The organism is Streptomyces guryensis (assembly GCF_021261325.1).
In the GTDB taxonomy this organism is placed as follows: domain Bacteria; phylum Actinomycetota; class Actinomycetes; order Streptomycetales; family Streptomycetaceae; genus Streptomyces; species Streptomyces guryensis.
The window spans coordinates 35,375-50,972 of sequence record NZ_JAJSBI010000043.1 but is presented as its reverse complement, the minus strand read 5'-3'; the positions used below and the strand labels follow the sequence as shown (position 1 = coordinate 50,972).

General features: G+C 69.1%; 12 protein-coding genes and 2 pseudogenes. 13 read left to right on the top strand and 1 reads right to left on the bottom strand.

Going from position 1 to position 15,598, the window contains the following annotated elements; all coding sequences use genetic code 11:
* The 3 genes and pseudogenes from LJ657_RS45330 to LJ657_RS45320 all read left to right on the top strand — a co-directional run.
* Positions 1-188, top strand: a pseudogene (locus LJ657_RS45330) (serine hydroxymethyltransferase); the annotation flags it as partial.
* A 106-nt stretch (positions 189-294) separates the two neighbouring features.
* A complete protein-coding gene (locus LJ657_RS45325) occupies positions 295-1,662 on the top strand; it encodes an L-serine ammonia-lyase (protein WP_232655578.1) in 1,368 nt (455 codons plus the stop codon).
* A gap of 162 nt (positions 1,663-1,824) precedes the next feature.
* A complete protein-coding gene (locus LJ657_RS45320; protein WP_232655577.1) occupies positions 1,825-1,965 on the top strand; it encodes a hypothetical protein in 141 nt (46 codons plus the stop codon).
* 58 nt (positions 1,966-2,023) lie between these two features.
* Here LJ657_RS45320 and LJ657_RS45315 read toward each other — a convergent pair whose 3' ends face one another.
* Entirely contained in the window at positions 2,024-4,978 is a 2,955-nt protein-coding gene (locus LJ657_RS45315; RefSeq protein WP_232655576.1) for an AfsR/SARP family transcriptional regulator, read from the bottom strand.
* A 164-nt stretch (positions 4,979-5,142) separates the two neighbouring features.
* Here LJ657_RS45315 and LJ657_RS45310 point away from each other — a divergent pair, with 164 nt between their 5' ends.
* The 10 genes and pseudogenes from LJ657_RS45310 to LJ657_RS45265 all read left to right on the top strand — a co-directional run bounded on the left by LJ657_RS45310 (position 5,143) and on the right by LJ657_RS45265 (position 15,597).
* Complete coding sequence (locus tag LJ657_RS45310) at positions 5,143-6,489, top strand: MFS transporter (protein WP_308117145.1); 1,347 nt, start codon at positions 5,143-5,145, stop codon at positions 6,487-6,489.
* Between the two features lie 22 nt (positions 6,490-6,511).
* Positions 6,512-7,285, top strand: coding sequence for a HalD/BesD family halogenase (locus LJ657_RS45305; RefSeq protein ID WP_232655574.1), 774 nt, complete (start codon positions 6,512-6,514; stop codon positions 7,283-7,285).
* A complete protein-coding gene (locus LJ657_RS45300) occupies positions 7,278-8,513 on the top strand; it encodes a fatty acid desaturase family protein (RefSeq protein WP_232655573.1) in 1,236 nt (411 codons plus the stop codon). The genes LJ657_RS45305 and LJ657_RS45300 overlap by 8 nt, the downstream gene beginning before the upstream one ends.
* The gene (gene purD, locus LJ657_RS45295) at positions 8,510-9,868 is read left to right on the top strand and encodes a phosphoribosylamine--glycine ligase (RefSeq protein ID WP_232655572.1); all 1,359 of its coding nucleotides are present in this window, start codon (positions 8,510-8,512) and stop codon (positions 9,866-9,868) included. The genes LJ657_RS45300 and purD overlap by 4 nt, the downstream gene beginning before the upstream one ends.
* Positions 9,869-9,875: 7 nt before the next feature.
* Positions 9,876-11,186, top strand: a complete 1,311-nt coding sequence (ectB, locus tag LJ657_RS45290; RefSeq protein WP_232655571.1) for a diaminobutyrate--2-oxoglutarate transaminase — start codon at positions 9,876-9,878, stop codon at positions 11,184-11,186.
* Complete coding sequence (locus LJ657_RS45285) at positions 11,183-12,835, top strand: rhodanese-like domain-containing protein (RefSeq protein WP_232655570.1); 1,653 nt, start codon at positions 11,183-11,185, stop codon at positions 12,833-12,835. The genes ectB and LJ657_RS45285 overlap by 4 nt, the downstream gene beginning before the upstream one ends.
* Positions 12,832-13,035: pseudogene (fdxA, locus tag LJ657_RS45280) on the top strand (ferredoxin); the annotation flags it as partial. The gene LJ657_RS45285 and the pseudogene fdxA, both read left to right, overlap by 4 nt.
* Positions 13,036-13,046: 11 nt before the next feature.
* Positions 13,047-13,589 carry a GOLPH3/VPS74 family protein gene (locus tag LJ657_RS45275; protein ID WP_232655569.1) on the top strand — a complete coding sequence of 181 codons (543 nt, stop codon included), beginning with the start codon at positions 13,047-13,049 and terminating at the stop codon, positions 13,587-13,589.
* Positions 13,590-13,621: 32 nt separating this feature from the next.
* Positions 13,622-14,941 carry an MFS transporter gene (locus LJ657_RS45270; RefSeq protein WP_232655568.1) on the top strand — a complete coding sequence of 440 codons (1,320 nt, stop codon included), beginning with the start codon at positions 13,622-13,624 and terminating at the stop codon, positions 14,939-14,941.
* 98 nt (positions 14,942-15,039) lie between these two features.
* Positions 15,040-15,597 carry a GH25 family lysozyme gene (locus LJ657_RS45265; RefSeq protein ID WP_232655567.1) on the top strand — a complete coding sequence of 186 codons (558 nt, stop codon included), beginning with the start codon at positions 15,040-15,042 and terminating at the stop codon, positions 15,595-15,597.
* Position 15,598 lies beyond the last annotated feature (1 nt).

Genomic DNA, 15,598 nt, shown 5'->3' with positions numbered 1-15,598 from the left:
TGGTCACCTCCGGCCTGCGCATCGGCACCCCGGCCCTGGCCACCCGCGGCTTCACGGCCGAGGACTTCGCCGAGGTCGCCGACGTCATCGCACAGGCCCTCAAGCCCTCCTACGACGCCGAGGTGCTGAAGGCCCGGGTCAAAACCCTCGCCGACAAGCACCCGCTGTACCCCGGTCTGGGCAAGTAGTCCCGTTTCGCGAGGGTGCCGCGCACACTGGGAGGTGTGCGCGGCGCCCCGCCCCCGCTCCACCCCGGTGGAGCCCCTCGCACCACCCCCGTTCTGAGGAGTCACCGTGGCCATCTCGGTCTTCGACCTGTTCTCGATCGGCGTCGGCCCGTCCAGCTCCCACACGGTCGGCCCGATGCGCGCGGCACGGATGTTCGCGCTGCGCCTGCGCAACGAGGAGCTGCTGGGCTCCGTCGCGTCCATACGTTCCGAGCTGTACGGCTCCCTGGGCGCGACCGGCCACGGCCACGGCACCCCCAAGGCCGTACTGCTCGGCCTGGAGGGCGCCTCGCCGCGCACGGTGGACGTGGAGCGTGCCGACGAGCGGGTGGAGGCGATCAAGTCGTCCGGCCGGATCCGGCTCCTCGACGAGCACGAGATCCCGTTCTCCTTCGACGACGACCTGAAACTGCACCGCCGCAAGGCCCTTCCGTACCACGCGAACGGTATGACCGTGTGGGCGTTCGACGCCTCGGGTACGGAGCTGCTGTCGAAGACGTACTACTCGGTCGGCGGCGGATTCGTCGTCGACGAGGACGCGGTCGGCCAGGACCGCATCAAGCTCGACGACACGGTGCTGAAGTACCCCTTCCGCACGGGCGACGAGCTGCTGCGCCTGACGAAGGAGACCGGCCTGTCCATCTCCGCGCTGATGCTGGAGAACGAGCGGGCCTGGCGCACCGAGGACGAGATCCGCTCGGGACTCCTCGACATCTGGCGGGTCATGCAGGCGTGTGTGTCCCGCGGCATGTCCCGCGAGGGCATTCTGCCCGGCGGTCTCAAGGTACGGCGCCGGGCCGCCGTCTCCGCCCGCCAACTCCGCGCCGAGGGCGACCCGTTGGCGCACGCCATGGAGTGGATCACGCTCTACGCGATGGCCGTCAACGAGGAGAACGCGGCCGGCGGACGGGTCGTCACCGCCCCGACGAACGGCGCCGCGGGCATCATCCCCGCCGTCCTGCACTACTACCTCGACTTCGTGCCGGGCGCCGACGAGGACGGCATCGTCCGCTTCCTGCTCGCCGCCGGCGCCATCGGCATGCTCTTCAAGGAGAACGCATCCATCTCCGGTGCCGAGGTCGGCTGCCAGGGCGAGGTCGGCTCCGCCTGCTCGATGGCCGCGGGCGCGCTGGCCGAGGTGCTCGGCGGCTCTCCCGAACAGGTGGAGAACGCCGCCGAGATCGGCATGGAGCACAACCTCGGCCTCACCTGCGACCCGGTCGGCGGCCTCGTCCAGATCCCCTGCATCGAGCGCAACGGCATGGCCGCGGTCAAGGCGGTCACGGCCGCCCGGATGGCGATGCGCGGCGACGGCCGCCACCACGTCTCCCTCGACAAGGTCATCAAGACCATGAAGGACACCGGCGCCGACATGTCGGTCAAGTACAAGGAGACGGCGCGGGGCGGGCTGGCGGTGAACATCATCGAGTGCTGAAGGGCGGGCCCTGACCAGCGCGTTCTTGTCTTCGGTGCTGCGGTTCGCGGGCGACGGTACGCGGTTGGTACCGGAAGGGACTCCATCCGGAAAGCGCGTCCCCCATGATCAGTTTCGCGAAGTGCACACACTTCGCGCACACACATCACAGGGGTGGGAACGATGCGAAGCAAGCTGGCAGGTCTGCTCGGGGTCCTCGCGATGGCGCTGGTCCTCGGTGCCGGGGCAGTGGCGGTCCAGGACGGGCCGGCGGCCGGGCGGGTACTGGCCGACACCAACGGTCCCGCGGTCGTCGCTCGCTGACCTCCTCGCGCCCAGGGCGCTGCGCCTTCCCGTGCGGGAGAGCACAGCGCCCTGATCCTCACACGCGGCTGCGGTTCTCGTCCGGTACGCCCATGGCATCGAAGTGCCCGTCAGCGCTACGGCGGTACTCCGCGGCCGCCGTGAGGTCCCCGGCCCCCTGCGACGCCTGCGCGAGGCCGTCCAGGGCCCATGCCATCTGGATGCGGAACTCACTGGCGGCGGCGTGCTGGAAGGCTCTGCGATGCAGCTCCAGCGCGCGGTCGTACTCGCCCCGCCGCCGGTGGACGAGCCCGGCGATGTTCTCGATCTCGGACTGCCACGGCCTGGTGCCCAGGGGCTCGACGAGGTCCAGGGCATCCTTCACGAAGGCGGGCGCGCTGTCGCCCCGTCCGTCCCGTTGGCAGACATCAGCCATGAGGACATGGGTGAGGGCGCGGTTCCTGGGCATCGTCGCCTCCGACCCGAGTTCGAGCACCTGGTCCAGCACGACGAGCGCCGCACGGTGGTCACCGCCGGCCAGATGGGCGATGGCGAGGTCGTTCAATGCACAGGCCAGGTACATGACCTGGTTCATCCCGTCACTCAGCCGTACGGAACGGCGTGCCCTGGCCACCGCCTCATCCGCACGCCCCAGCCAGCTGTAGACGGAGCTGAGGTTGCACAGGGCGATGGCCTCCTCCATGGCGTTCCTCGTCTCCGCGCACACGTGGACCGCCTCTTCCAGGTGCTGCCGCCCCTCGGCCAGGCGCCCCAGGGCGCTGTACACCCAGCCGAGCTGGCTGAGGTAGACGCCCTCGCGACGACGGTCCCGGTCGGTCTTGGCGAGGCGGAGACCCTCCTCGATGGCGTCCGCGGCCCTGCGGTACTCACCGAGCATGGAATGGCCCGCGATCACGTTCCGCAGGCTGAACTGCACGGCGACGGGGTCGTCGGCCTGGCGGGCCGCGACCAGCCCGGCCTCGCCGGTCTCCAGGTATCCCCTGATGTCCCCCCGCCCGTGCAACTGGAAGACGGCGTTGCGGGCCAGGTAGGCGGCCTGCCGGGGATATCCGTGCTCGCGGCCGACGTGCACGGCCTGCCGCAGGGCCGACAGCTCCCGGTTGAACCACTGCCGGGCCTCCGCCGGGCACTTGAGCGGCGGCAGCTGCGGCGGCGGTCCGGCGGTGGCGCACGCGTACTCAACGCGTCCCGGGAACAGCACCCGGCACGCCTCGTCCGTCGCCGTGACGTAGTAGTCGAGCAGTCCGCCCAGCGCCGTCCGCGCCTCCTCGTCGTGCGCCGACACCTGCTGCAACCCGCGGGTGAAGCTGCGTACGAGGTCGTGGAAGGAGTACAGACCTATGACGGTCTGACGGAGCAGATGCACGTCGAGCAGCCCCTCCAGGATCACTTCGGCGTCCGGTGGCGTAGTACCGAGCAGGGCGGCCGCCGCGTGGACGTCGATGTCCTTGCCGGCGTGCAGGCCCAGGAGCCGGAAGGCGCGCTGGTATTCGGGTTCCAGCACCTGGTAGGAGAGCTGGATGGTGGTGGCGACGCTCCGTTCGTCGGAGCAGAGTTCCTTGAGTCGGCGGGACTCGTCGTGGAGCCGGCCCACCAGGTACTGCAGGGTCCAGTGGGACCGCTTGGACAACCGGGCGGTGATGATGCGCAGGGCCAGCGGCAGTTGCCCGCACTGCTCGGCCAGCGCCCGCGCCGCCTTGGGTTCGGCGGCCACCCGTTCCTCGCCCAGTGTCCGGGTCAGCATCAGCGCGCTCTCCTCGGGTTCCATGCTGCCGAGGGACAGCCACTGGGCACTGTCGAGGTCGACCAGCCGGACCCGGCCGGTCACGATGACGAATCCCTGTGTCAGGCCGGCCAGCAGTGGCCGTACCTGGGCGGTGTCCACCGCGTTGTCGAGGATCAGCAGCAGTCGCCGGTCCGCCGTCCACGAACGCCACAGCGCGAGACGCCCCTGGACGTCGTCGGGGATCTGCGCCTCGGAGGCACCGAGGTCCCGCAACAGCGCGGCGACCGCGAAATCGGCCTGCAGCGGCTGTTCTTCGGGCGAGAATCCGCGCAGGTCGATGTAGACCTGGCCGTCGGGGTACGCCTCGGCCAGCTGGTGCGCGGCGTGCACGGCAAGGGTCGTCTTGCCCGCGCCCCCCATCCCGTCGATGCCCACGAGCCTGGTGTCGGGCTGTTCGGCCATCTTCAGCAGCAGGCCCAACTCCCTGTCCCGCCCGGTGAAGTCGCTCAGGTCGTAGGGCAGGGTGCAGGGCGTCCGGAACTCGGCACCAGTCCTCGCGGGCTCGCGCGGCACCGGTGCCCGGCGTATTCGGGTCGGGGCGAGTGCCGGGCTGCCCCGCAGGATGTCCTCGTGGAGGCGGACGAGCTCCTCGCCGGGATCGATGCCGAGTTCCTCGGCGAGCAGCTCCCGGACCCTGCCGTACTCGGCGAGCGCCTCCGCCTGCTGGCCCGAGCGGTAGAGGGCGAGCATGAGCCGGCTGCGCAGCCGTTCCCGGAGCGGATTCCCATCGACGGCCCGGCGCAGGTCACCGACGAGTTCACCGCCCTCGCCCGCCTCCAGCCGCAGTTCGAAGAGCTGCTCCTCGGCCGCGAGGCGGTGTTCCTCCAGGGCGGTGGCGGCGGCGTCCAGCACGGGACCGCCCTGTCCGCACATCACCGTGCCCCGCCACAGTGCCAGCCCCGCCCTCAGCTTCTCGGCGGCGTCCGCCGGCCGGCCCTCGGCCACAGCGGACGCGGCCTCCTGGCCCATTCGTCGAAAGTCATGCAGATCGAGTTGTCCAGGGCCCAGAATGGTCCGATATCCCGCACCCTCGGTGACGATCAATTCCGCTCCCCGCGGAATGCGTTGCCTTAGGCCGGCGACGGTCTTGCGTATCTGCTGCACCGCGGTCCTGGGAGGCTCGGCCTCCCAAACCGCCTCGATCAGCCGGGAGACCGTCACCACCTGTCGGTCCTCCAGCAGGAGCATGGTCAGCACTCGCTCCTGGATCGGCCCGCCGAGTCTCACCCGGCGAGTCCCTTCCCAGCACTCCAAAGCGCCGAGGATGTTGAACCGCATCGCTGCTTTGACGGATCCCGTCACAGTGCTGCACTCCCCCTGTCAGCGGCAAACCCCAGTTCGTGGGGTTGTCGGGAAGGATCCTAAGCGGCCGACGGCTTGAGCGGTACCGGATGGGAACGTGGCCGGTACCACTGCGGCGAAAACTCATCGGTGAAGCCCACACGGCCCTTGCCAGGGGGAGCAAGCCTGATATGCGAATCTATTTGCGCCGAAATTTCCTGCTCACTTTCCTGGCATCCTTCATTTCCCTTTTCGGCTCAAAACTGCTGATGATTTCTTATGCCACCTATATTTTTCGGGAGACCGGCAGCGCCACACTTTCAGCGATCGTCTTCGCGATGGACTGGGTCGCCAACCTTTTCATCGGCGTCTTCGCCGCGCAGTATGTGGACCGCCAGAACGCGAGGACTCTCCTCATCCGGCTGAACTGCGCTGCCGCCGGAACGACCCTGCTCTTCCTGGGGCTCCTGGCTCCCGGAATGTTCGTCGGCGCGCTCGTACTGGTCTTCCTGAGGTCGCTCCTCAAGAGTGCCGTCAACAACGCCCGGGTCAAGGCACTGGTCCAGTTCTTCGACGAGCGGGAGACCGACCTGTACTCACCGGTCTTCAACTCCAGCCTGCCGATGGCCATGGCGCTGGCGGGCGCGGTGGGTGTGGTCATCCTGAAGTTCACCGGTCTGTCCACGGTGGTGTGGATCGACGCGACCGCCTTCGCGGTGGCGGCCGTCCTGATGGTGTTCGTACGGCCCGACCAGGCACGTCTCGATGCGTCACTGCGGGCCGCCCGCGTCCCGGGCCGGCGCGGCAGCCTGGCCGGAGCACGCGACGCACTGGCCCTGATGGCACGTGAGGAGACCATCGGGACCGCCGTGTTCTACATCGTGCTGTCGGTCACCGCGTTCCAGGCCACGTACGAATCCCTCATCACCGCGATCCCCCGGATGTGGTTCCACTGGGGCGAGTCCGGAACGGCACTGTTCTTCACCGTTGAATCGCTCAGCACGACCGCCGGAATCTTTCTCTATCAGTTCTTCAACCGCCGCGGAATGGTCACGCCGGCGAACGAGAACGCAATGAACCTGGGCTCGGTGGTCCTGGCCACGCTGTGCTACCTGGCGTTGCCGACGGCGAGCGGAAACATCCACCTGTGCATGGCGCTGTTCTCCGTGACGGTGCTCTGCGCGGGAGTCGTCTATGCGCACCAGTTCAAACGGCTGATCGCCCGCACCCCGGACGCCCAGGTCTCGTCGGTCGTGGGCGTGCAGACGGCGATCGGATACGGCCTGATGGCCGTCTTCGCCCTCGCCTTCGCCCGCGGCATGGACTCCATCGGCATCACCCCGTCCGTCTACGCCGACATCACCCTCATCGTGACGCTTCTTGTGGGCTGGGAGCTGCTGCGCAGGCGGCTCAGGAGGCGTACGCACACCCACCAATTCACCGCGATCCGCGCGTAATCATGCAAGGAGATACCGCACCATGACCGTCACCACCGGGACCGAATCCCAACGGGGGCAGGCCGAGCCCCTCTTCGAACGGCATTTCGCCACCCGCTTCACCGGGGACACCCTCACCGCAATGCAGCGGCAGTTCCGGGAGGAGCACATCGTTCCGCTGCGCGGCTTCTGCCCGCCCGAGTTGCTCCGCCCCCTCCAGGAGGAGGCGTTCGGGATCATGGACGAGCACGGCGTCGACCGGAAGTTCAGCTTCGACATCACCGACGGCACCCCCCGCCAGATGACCACGGTCGGCCAGCCCGTCATCAAGGAGCACGGCCCGCTCATCGACGCCACCTACTTCTCCCCGGCGGTCAAGGAGCTGCTGGGCCAGGTGGTCGGCGAGGAGGTGTTCACCTGCCCGTACGCCGGCGAGCACTACGTGATCAGCCGGCTCGGCAAGAACGGCGACACGCACGGCTGGCACTGGGACGACTACACCTACGGCTTCATCCTGGTGCTGCAGGCCCCGGACTACCGTGACGGCGGCTTCGTCCAGGCCGTGCCGCACACCTCCTGGGACAAGAAGAACCCGGACGTGCACGGGGCGTTGCTGAAGAGCCAGGTCAGGTCGTACGCCTTCGAGGCCGGCGACGCCTACGTGGTGAAGACCGACACCACGATGCACCGGGTCTATCCGATCCGCGGCGAGACGACCCGCACGATCGTCAACATGACCTGGGCGAACTCCGCCGACCTCACCAAGAACATCACCCACGAGACCAACGACGTGCTGTTCGGAGGTGTCGGTGAGTAGCGCACAGGACGTGCAGAACGCCCAGGACGGTCCGGTGATCGCGAGCGAGCCCCGGGAGTCCATGCGGATCCTGCCCGGCTTCGTCCAGCCGTACCTCACCTGGATCACCGGCGTCCCCCTCAAGGGCGGCAAGCAGCTGATCCCCTGGAGCCCGGCCAAGGCGGGAGTGCTGGGCCTGGCGCAGATGGCCGCCGGCATCGCGCTGGGGGCGTACGCGCTGCACCCCTTCGGCGCCTGGTCGCCCGTGCTGTTGCTGATGGGCTGGCTGCTGACCGGGGGCGGCATGCGGCGTCTGGACGTCGTGGTGGTCCACCAGACGCTGCACCGCATGTTCAGCAAGAAGGCGTGGAGCAACCGGCTGGTCGGCGAACTCATCACGACGGTGTTCTGGCGCACTCCGTACGACGAGAACCGCAAGGAGCACCTCACCCATCACGCCTACCCCTGCTCGATGAAGGACGGCGACACCCGCTACCTCCTGTCGACCGGGATGCGCCCGGGGATGACCCGGCCGGAATTCCGCCGCTATCTGTGGGCGACGCTGTTCTCGCCCCGCCACCACGGCCGCTTCTTCTTCGGCCGCCTCAAGTCCAACTTCGTCGGTGTACAGCCGCGTTACCGGCTGGCGATGTCCCTCGTGTACCTCGCCGCCACGGTCGCCTTCGTCGCGCTCACCGGCTGGTGGCGGGAGTACCTGGTGCTGTGGGTGGTCCCGGCGTCGGTGTTCTTCCAGTCGTGCACCTACCTGTACACGATGACCGAGCACCGCTGGTGGCTGTTCGGCAACCAGGAACGCCTCAGCCGGGACAAGCGCGACCTGCTCACCTTCGGCCGCTTCTGCGGCGAGGCCGTGCCGGAGAGCTCCCTCACGGGCGGCCGCAAGGCGGTCGCATGGGTCAACTGGACCTTCCGGATGCTGGTGGTGCACTCCTCGTACCGGATGTTCGTCCTCGTCGGCGACACCGTCCAGCACGACCTGCACCATGTGATGCCCGCCTGCGACTGGGCCAACTCGCCCTGGATCAGGGCCGACGACCAGGACAACCGGCCGGAGCGCTACACCGAGGTGTGGGGCTCGCTCGCCGACCATCTGCAGGCCGCGGGCCAGGTCGGCGGCGACCAGACCGGGCTGCCCGCCGACGTGGCGCCCACGCCGTGGACGGAGTCCGTACCGGTGACCACAGGGGTCGTCACCTCCGAAGGACCTACAGCGAGGGGACGACTGTGACCGAGGTACTGGTGATCGACGGCACGGGACGCGGCCACGCGGTCTGCGACCTGTTCGTCCGCACGAACCCCGCAGTGACCGTGTACTACGGTCCCGGCTGCGACGCCCTGACCGCCGACCGCATCGTCACGGTGCCCGGGATCCGCGTGGACGACCCGTCGACCGCGCTGGAGTTCCTCGCGGAGCATCCGGTGGAGTTCGTCTTCGTCTCCCATGTCGACGCGTTGTGCGCCGGGTACACCGACGTGCTGTCGGCCCACGGCCACAAGGTGATCGGCCCGTCCGCGGCCGCGGCCCAGCTGGAGGCCAGCAAGGAGCGGGGCAAGCGTTTCTGCGCGGAGCACGGACTGCCCACCGCCGAGTACGCCGCGTTCACCGACGCCGACGCGGCCAGGGCGTACGTCAGGAGCCGTCCGTACGCCTGCGTCGTCAAGACCGACGGACTCACGCCCGACGGGGACGGCGCCGTGGTGTGCGGCACGAGCGCCGAGGCGGAGGCCGCGGTGGACGCCTTCGCCGCGGCGCAGGGCGAGAACCTCCAACTCGTCGTCGAGGAGCGCCTCTACGGCCGCGAGATATCCGTCTTCGCCCTGCTCGACGGCGAGGACTACCTCCTCTTCCCGACCGCGCTGGACTTCAAGCGGACGCTGGAGGGCGACGCGGGCAAGAACTGCGACGGCATGGGCTCCCTCGCCCCGCACCCGCAGTCCTCGCCGGCCCTGCTGGAGCAGATCCGGCGGGACCTCGTCGAGCCGTTCCTGCACGGGCTGGCCGCGGAGGAACTGTCGTACACGGGATTCGTCTACATCGGGGCCATGATCACCGACTCGGGTCTGAAGGTGATCGAGATCAACACCCGGTTCGGCGACTCCGAGGCGGAGGCGGTACTGCCCGGCGTGCACAGTGACTTCACCGAGCTGTGCCGCGCGGTCCTGCGTCAGGACCTGAGCCGCAGCCTGCTCGTCACGGACGGTCTGGTGCGCTGCAGCGTCGCCCTCACCCAGGGCTGCCTGGACCCGGCCGATCCCACGGCCGCGCCGGGCTGGCCCTTCGGCGCCTTCGCCACCGGCCGGCCGGTGCTGGGCCTCGAAGAGTCGCCGCACGACCCGACCCGTCTCTTCTACGCCAACCTGCGCGCCGACGCGGACGGCCACCCGGTCACCAGCGGGGGCCGGGTCCTGCACGTGGTCGGCGCCGGCCGCACCCTCGACGAGGCGCGAACGCACGCGTACCGGCGCATCGAAGGCATCTCGTTCCGCGGCATGCGCCACCGCACCGACATCGGAGCCGCCTTCACGGCCGGCTCCCCACTCCCCGTCGGCGCCGAGCCGGCCATCGCGGAAACCAGGAGGTAACCCCCTCATGACCACACTCACCCTCGACTCCGCCACGGGGCGGCCCACGGTCTTCGAGACCGACGAGTCGGCCGTGCGCTCCTACTCGCGCGCCTTCCCCGCGGTGTTCACCCACGCCAAGGGCGACCTGCTAGTCGGAGAGGACGGCACCCGGTACATCGACTTCCTCTCCGGTGCCGGAACCCTCAACTACGGCCACAACCCGGACCCGATCAAGGACGAGCTGATCGACTACCTGCGAGCCGACGGCCTCGTCCACGGTCTCGATCTGTCGACCTCGGCCAAGGCGGACTTCCTCGAAGCCCTGCGGACCCACGTCCTTGAGCCGCGGGGCCTCGGCTACAAGGTGCAGTTCACCAGCCCGTCCGGCACCAACGCCGTCGAGGCCGCGCTGAAGGTGGCCCGGCTGGCCACCGGCCGCACCAACGTCATCGCGTTCGGCGGCGGCTTCCACGGCGTCAGCACCGGCTCCCTCGCGGCCACTTCCTCCGGCTACTACCGGGACGGCCTGGAGGCCACCCTCCCCCAGGTCACGCACATCCCCTACCCGGACTCCCCGCTGGGCGAGTTCGACAGCCTGGACCTGCTGCGCCGGCTTCTGGAGGACCCCAGCTCCGGCGTCGACAAACCGGCCGCGGTCCTGCTGGAGACGGTGCAGGGCGAGGGCGGCGTGTGGGTGGCGCCGGTGCCCTTCCTGCAGGAACTGCGTGAGCTGTGCGACCGGCACGACATCCTGCTGATCGTCGACGACATCCAGGCCGGCTGCGGCCGCACCGGCGCCTTCTTCTCCTTCGAGCGGGCCGGCATCGTGCCCGACCTGGTCACCCTCTCCAAGTCGATCAGCGGGTACGGCCTGCCCATGGCGATCGTGCTGATCAAACCGGAGTACGACATCTGGCGCCCCGGCCAGCACAACGGCACGTTCCGCGGCCACCAGCTGGCCTTCGTCGCGGCCACCGCCGCACTGCGCCACTACTGGGCCGACGACGCCTTCCTCCGGCAGATCCGCACGAAGGCCGATCTCGTCACCGACTTCCTCGAGCGCCGGATCACCCAGCCGTTCGGCGCAAGCGCCCGCGGCATCGGCCTGATGCGGGCCCTGGACCTCACCGGCGTGCCCGGTGTGACCGCGGCGGCGGTGTCCCGGCGATGCTTCGAAAAGGGTCTGATCATCGAGACCTGCGGCCGCCGCGACGAGGTCCTGAAGATTCTTCCCCCACTCACCGTCAGCCAGGTCAACCTCTCGGCGGGCCTGAACACGCTGGTCGACGCACTGGTGGAGCTGAACGCCGAGCGCGTGAGCGAGGTCGCCGCGTGAAGACCGCCGTCGTCATCTCCACCCGAGGCTTCGGCGTGTTCCGGCACGACCTCCTCGTCGACCCGTCCGAGGTCCGTCTCGTCGGTGTCTTCGCCGACCGCGACGTGGACAACCTCACCGTCGCGCAGCACGACTGGTTCGACCAGATCCATGTCGTCCCCTGCGGTCTGTCCGATCCGACGCCGATGCTGTACTCGCTCGTCGATCCGGAGGCGGCCCGAAAGGTGATCGCCGGCCTGCTGACGGACACCGGGCCGGCCGACCTCACCGTCCACTGCTACGACGAGCAGAACATGACGGTCGCAGCCGAACTGCGCACGCACTTCGGTCTCCGGGGCCCCGGTGCGGCCGACATCCTGCCGTTCCGCGACAAGTGCCTGATGAAACGGCGTCTGCTGGAGGCCGACGTACGCGTGCCGCTCTTCGGTCTCTTCGACCCCGAGCGCCATGCGGCGGACGCGACGGCCTACTTCAAGGCCATCGTCGCCGAGGTGGGCCTGCCGTTCATCCTCAAGCCGACGGACGCGGCCGCCTCCGAGGGCGTCCTCAAGATCACCGGCTACGACGAGTTCGACGCCCTGCCCTCCGACTTCGGCCGGGCCTATGAGTACGAGGAGTTCGTCGAAGGGACGATGTACAGCGTCAACATCGTCTCGGAGGCGGGCCGGACGGTCTTCGGTGGCGTCACCGAGTACCTGGTCAACTCGCTGGAGGTGCCGGGCGGCAAGGTCAACGCCGACATCAACCTGATCGACACCGACCCCCGGGTCGCCCGCATGGTCGCCTTCGCGGACCGCGCCCTGGACGCGCTGGGCCGTCCCGACGGCGGTTCCCACCTGGAACTCTTCCACACCCGGGACGACGAGCTCGTCTTCCTGGAGGTCGGCGCCCGGTTCAAGGGCATGGCGGGCCTCGCCGCCATGCAGCGCAACTACGGCATCGCCTTCGTCAACCTCGCCTTCGAGATCGAGTCCGGTGTCAAGAGCCGTCCCTACGACGGCGAACAGATCTACTGCTTCGACGGCGTGGTCCCCAAGAAGCAGGGGGTGGTCAAGGAGCTGATCGGCCCCGATCTGGAGAGCGACGTCGAGATGACCTGGAAGGTCGAGGTCGGCGAGGAGATCGAGAGCAGCAACTCCCTGCTCGCCAACGGCGGTACCTTCCTGGTGTCGAACAAGGACTACGAGGCCGCCTACCGCGACTTCCGGCGCCTGGCCGAGTACCGGCCCATCCGGTACGCCGAGCCGAGCCGGGTCCTCGGGGTCCGGCCCGCCTCGCCCGAGAACGCCTACGCGTACTTCCAGGGATTCCGGCTCGCCTGCGAGACCGACCCGTTCGATGTCCACCACGACCTCGAAGAGGGCGTCAGCGGCCTGGTGGTCCTCGACGTACGGCGCACCGCCGCCTACGCCACCGAGCACGTCCGGGGTGCCGTCAGCCTGCCCCACCAGGACATCTCCCACGAGACGGTGAAGGAACTCGCCCCCGAACCCCTCTATGTCACCTACGGCTGGGGCCCCTCCTGCAACGGAGGCACCCGCGCCGCGGCCAAGCTGTCGGCGCTCGGCTTCAAGGTGAAGGAGATGATCGGCGGGTTCGAGTACTGGAAGCGGGGCGGCTATCCGACCGAGGAGGGGACGCCGTCGTGACGTATGTGATCGCGGCACCCTGCGTCGACGTGAAGGACAAGGCGTGCCTCGACGAGTGTCCCGTCGACTGCATCGTCGAGGGCGCCTCCTCGATGTACATCCAGCCCGAGGAATGTGTGGACTGCGGGGCGTGCGAACCGGTCTGCCCGGTGGAGGCGATCTTCTACGAGGAGGACCTGCCGGAGGAGTGGGCGTCCTTCCGCGTCCCGACGTGAGGACATCACTGGCCGACGAGGTCGCGCTGTGCGTCGCGGCCTCGACGGGCGGCCGCACGGCGTCCTGGCGCGTCGAGCTGGGTCTGGCGCTGGCCGGAGCCGTGCTGATCGACCTCGCGCTGGCCGACCGGGTCGTCGTACGCCACGACCTGCTGCTGATCAACCGGCCGGGTCCGCTGGGCGACTCGGTGCAGGACGAGGTGTTGCGCCGGCTCGCCGCCCGGCGGCGGGTCGGCTCGGTCCAGGAGTGGATCGAGCGGCTCGCCCCGTCCGTGCGCGATCATGTGCAGGCGGAGCTGTTGGCACGAGGTCTGCTGATTCCCGTAGCCGGCCGGTGGAGCGTCCGGCTCCACCCCCGCCACCATCGGCCGGCTCCGGACCCGGACGGTACCGTGTCCGGCCTGCTGCACGCCGCTCACCGGAACTGGGCCCCCGCCCGGACGCCCCGAGCGGACGAGCCGGACATCGTCGCCGTCGTGTGCGCGAAGGTCGAGTCCTGCGTCCTCGCCGCCGCCCGCCGGCTGGCATACGGCTTCTGACCCTGAAACACCTGAGCAGAGAGACCCTCGTCATGTCCGGACAGACCCCCGCCCCGACCGCCGCCGCGGGCTTCCTGCAGCGGCGGCTCGGCTTCCCCCCGCTCACGGGCAATCGAAAGCTGCTCGGCGCCACGGCCATCGACAGTCTCGGCAACGGGCTGGTCCTCGCCTTCGTGCTCATCTACTTCACCCGCACGACCTCGCTCTCCCTCACCCAGGTCGGTGCCGCGATCTCGCTGGCGCGCCTGCTCGCCGTGCCCACCGCGGTGGCGGCGGGACCGCTGATCGACCGGTTCGGGGCCCGTCGCACGGCCCTGGCCGGCAACGTCGTCTCCGCCGTGGGCTACGCCGGGTTCCTCGCCAGCCAGCAGGCGTGGCACATCGTGCTGGTGACCTGGCTCACCCAGGTCGGGTTCGCCATGTACTGGACCTCCAGCACCGGTCTGGTCGGTCTCGCCACCCAACCCGAGTGGCGCCCGCGCTGGTTCGCGGTGATGAACATGCTGCGCAACTCGGGGCTGGCCGCCGGCGGTGCGCTCGGCGCTCTGCTGATCGACTGGGCGGGCACGGCCGGCCTGCGGGCCGTGGTCGTCACGAACGCGGCCAGCTATGTCGCCGCCGCGCTGCTGCTGGCCCTGTGGCGTCCCGCCAACGAACCGCGGGGCAAGGCACGAACGCACGCGAGGCCGGTCACCGCGGCCGGTGGGGGCTACCGGGCGGTGCTGCGCGACCGGCGCTATCTGCTGCTGGTCGGCATCAACCTCAACTTCGCCTTCAACATCCTGATTCTGAGCATGCTGATCGCGGTCTACATCAACACCGGTCTGCACCAGCCCGCCTGGATCGCGGGCATGCTCATCATGGTCAACTGCCTCCAGGTGGCACTGACCCAGACCTCCGTCACCCGCCTGCTGGAGAACCGCCGTCCGATCCACGTCGTCATCGCCGGGGCACTGCTCAGCGCGCTGTCCTACGTGGTGTTCATAGCCGTCCACGCGGCGTCGGCGCGGGGAGTGGTCCTGGCCGGTCTGCTGGTCGCCGTCATCGTCTTCGGCTTCGCCGAGACCACGGCCAACCCCGTCCGCGAGAACCTCAGCGTCTCCCTGGCCCCCGAGGAGCTGCGCGGCCGGTATCTGGCCGTCTACCAGCTGTCCTACACCTTCGCGCAGACGGCCGGCCCCGGCCTGTTCGCCTACCTGCTGACGCGGGGGGCGGCGCTGCCCTGGATCTTCCTGATCACACTGAACCTGCTCGTGGTGCCCTTCCTGCTCCTGCTGGAACGGATGATCAGGAATCCGGCCGCGCCGAACGAGGCTGAGCCCGTGCCGGCTTCCGTGGCCGATCGAAGCTGACGTTTCCACCTCGTTTCCACATCCGGAACGGATCGCCCGTGCAAAGGTGGGGATGAATCAACCGCTGTCCCCCCACCGGCACTTCAGGGAGTTCTTCCATGCTGCGCGGTATCGACGTGAGCGCCTACCAGTCCTCCTCGTACGACACGGAGGGCCTCTCCTTCGCCTTCATCAAGGCGACGGAGGGCCGTTCGTACATCAACCCGAGAGTCAGCGCCCAGGCGCAACACGGCCGCAACGCCGGCCTCGTCGTCGGCTTCTACCACTTCCTCTGGCCGGGCCATCTCCAGGCCCAGGCCGAGTACTTCGTCGAGCGCGCCCCCTCGAAGGTGGGCGACGTCCTGGCCGTGGACTGGGAGCGGACGAGCGCCGGGACCCATGCGAGCAACGCGGAGAAGGACCTGTTCATCCGCAAGGTCAAGGAGCTGCGGCCGAACCACCAGGTCATCCTCTACACCAACCAGGACTTCTGGCTGAACGTCGACACCACGTCGTACGCCGGCGACGGCCTCTGGATCGCCGACTACGTCACGGCGGGCAAGCCCCGTATCAAGGCGAAGTGGCGCTTCCACCAGTACACCAGCGAACCGCATGACAAGGACGTCGCGAACTTCGCGAGCAAGGAAGCACTGAAGGAATGGGCCCAGGGGGGCTGAC

Coding starts and splice junctions, on each gene's coding strand:
- LJ657_RS45320 (WP_232655577.1), top strand. CDS start 1,825: ATGCGAAGCAAGCTGGCAGGTCTGCTCGGGGTCCTCGCGATGGCGCTG.
- LJ657_RS45310 (WP_308117145.1), top strand. CDS start 5,143: ATGGGAACGTGGCCGGTACCACTGCGGCGAAAACTCATCGGTGAAGCC.
- LJ657_RS45305 (WP_232655574.1), top strand. CDS start 6,512: ATGACCGTCACCACCGGGACCGAATCCCAACGGGGGCAGGCCGAGCCC.
- ectB (WP_232655571.1), top strand. CDS start 9,876: ATGACCACACTCACCCTCGACTCCGCCACGGGGCGGCCCACGGTCTTC.
- LJ657_RS45270 (WP_232655568.1), top strand. CDS start 13,622: ATGTCCGGACAGACCCCCGCCCCGACCGCCGCCGCGGGCTTCCTGCAG.
- LJ657_RS45265 (WP_232655567.1), top strand. CDS start 15,040: ATGCTGCGCGGTATCGACGTGAGCGCCTACCAGTCCTCCTCGTACGAC.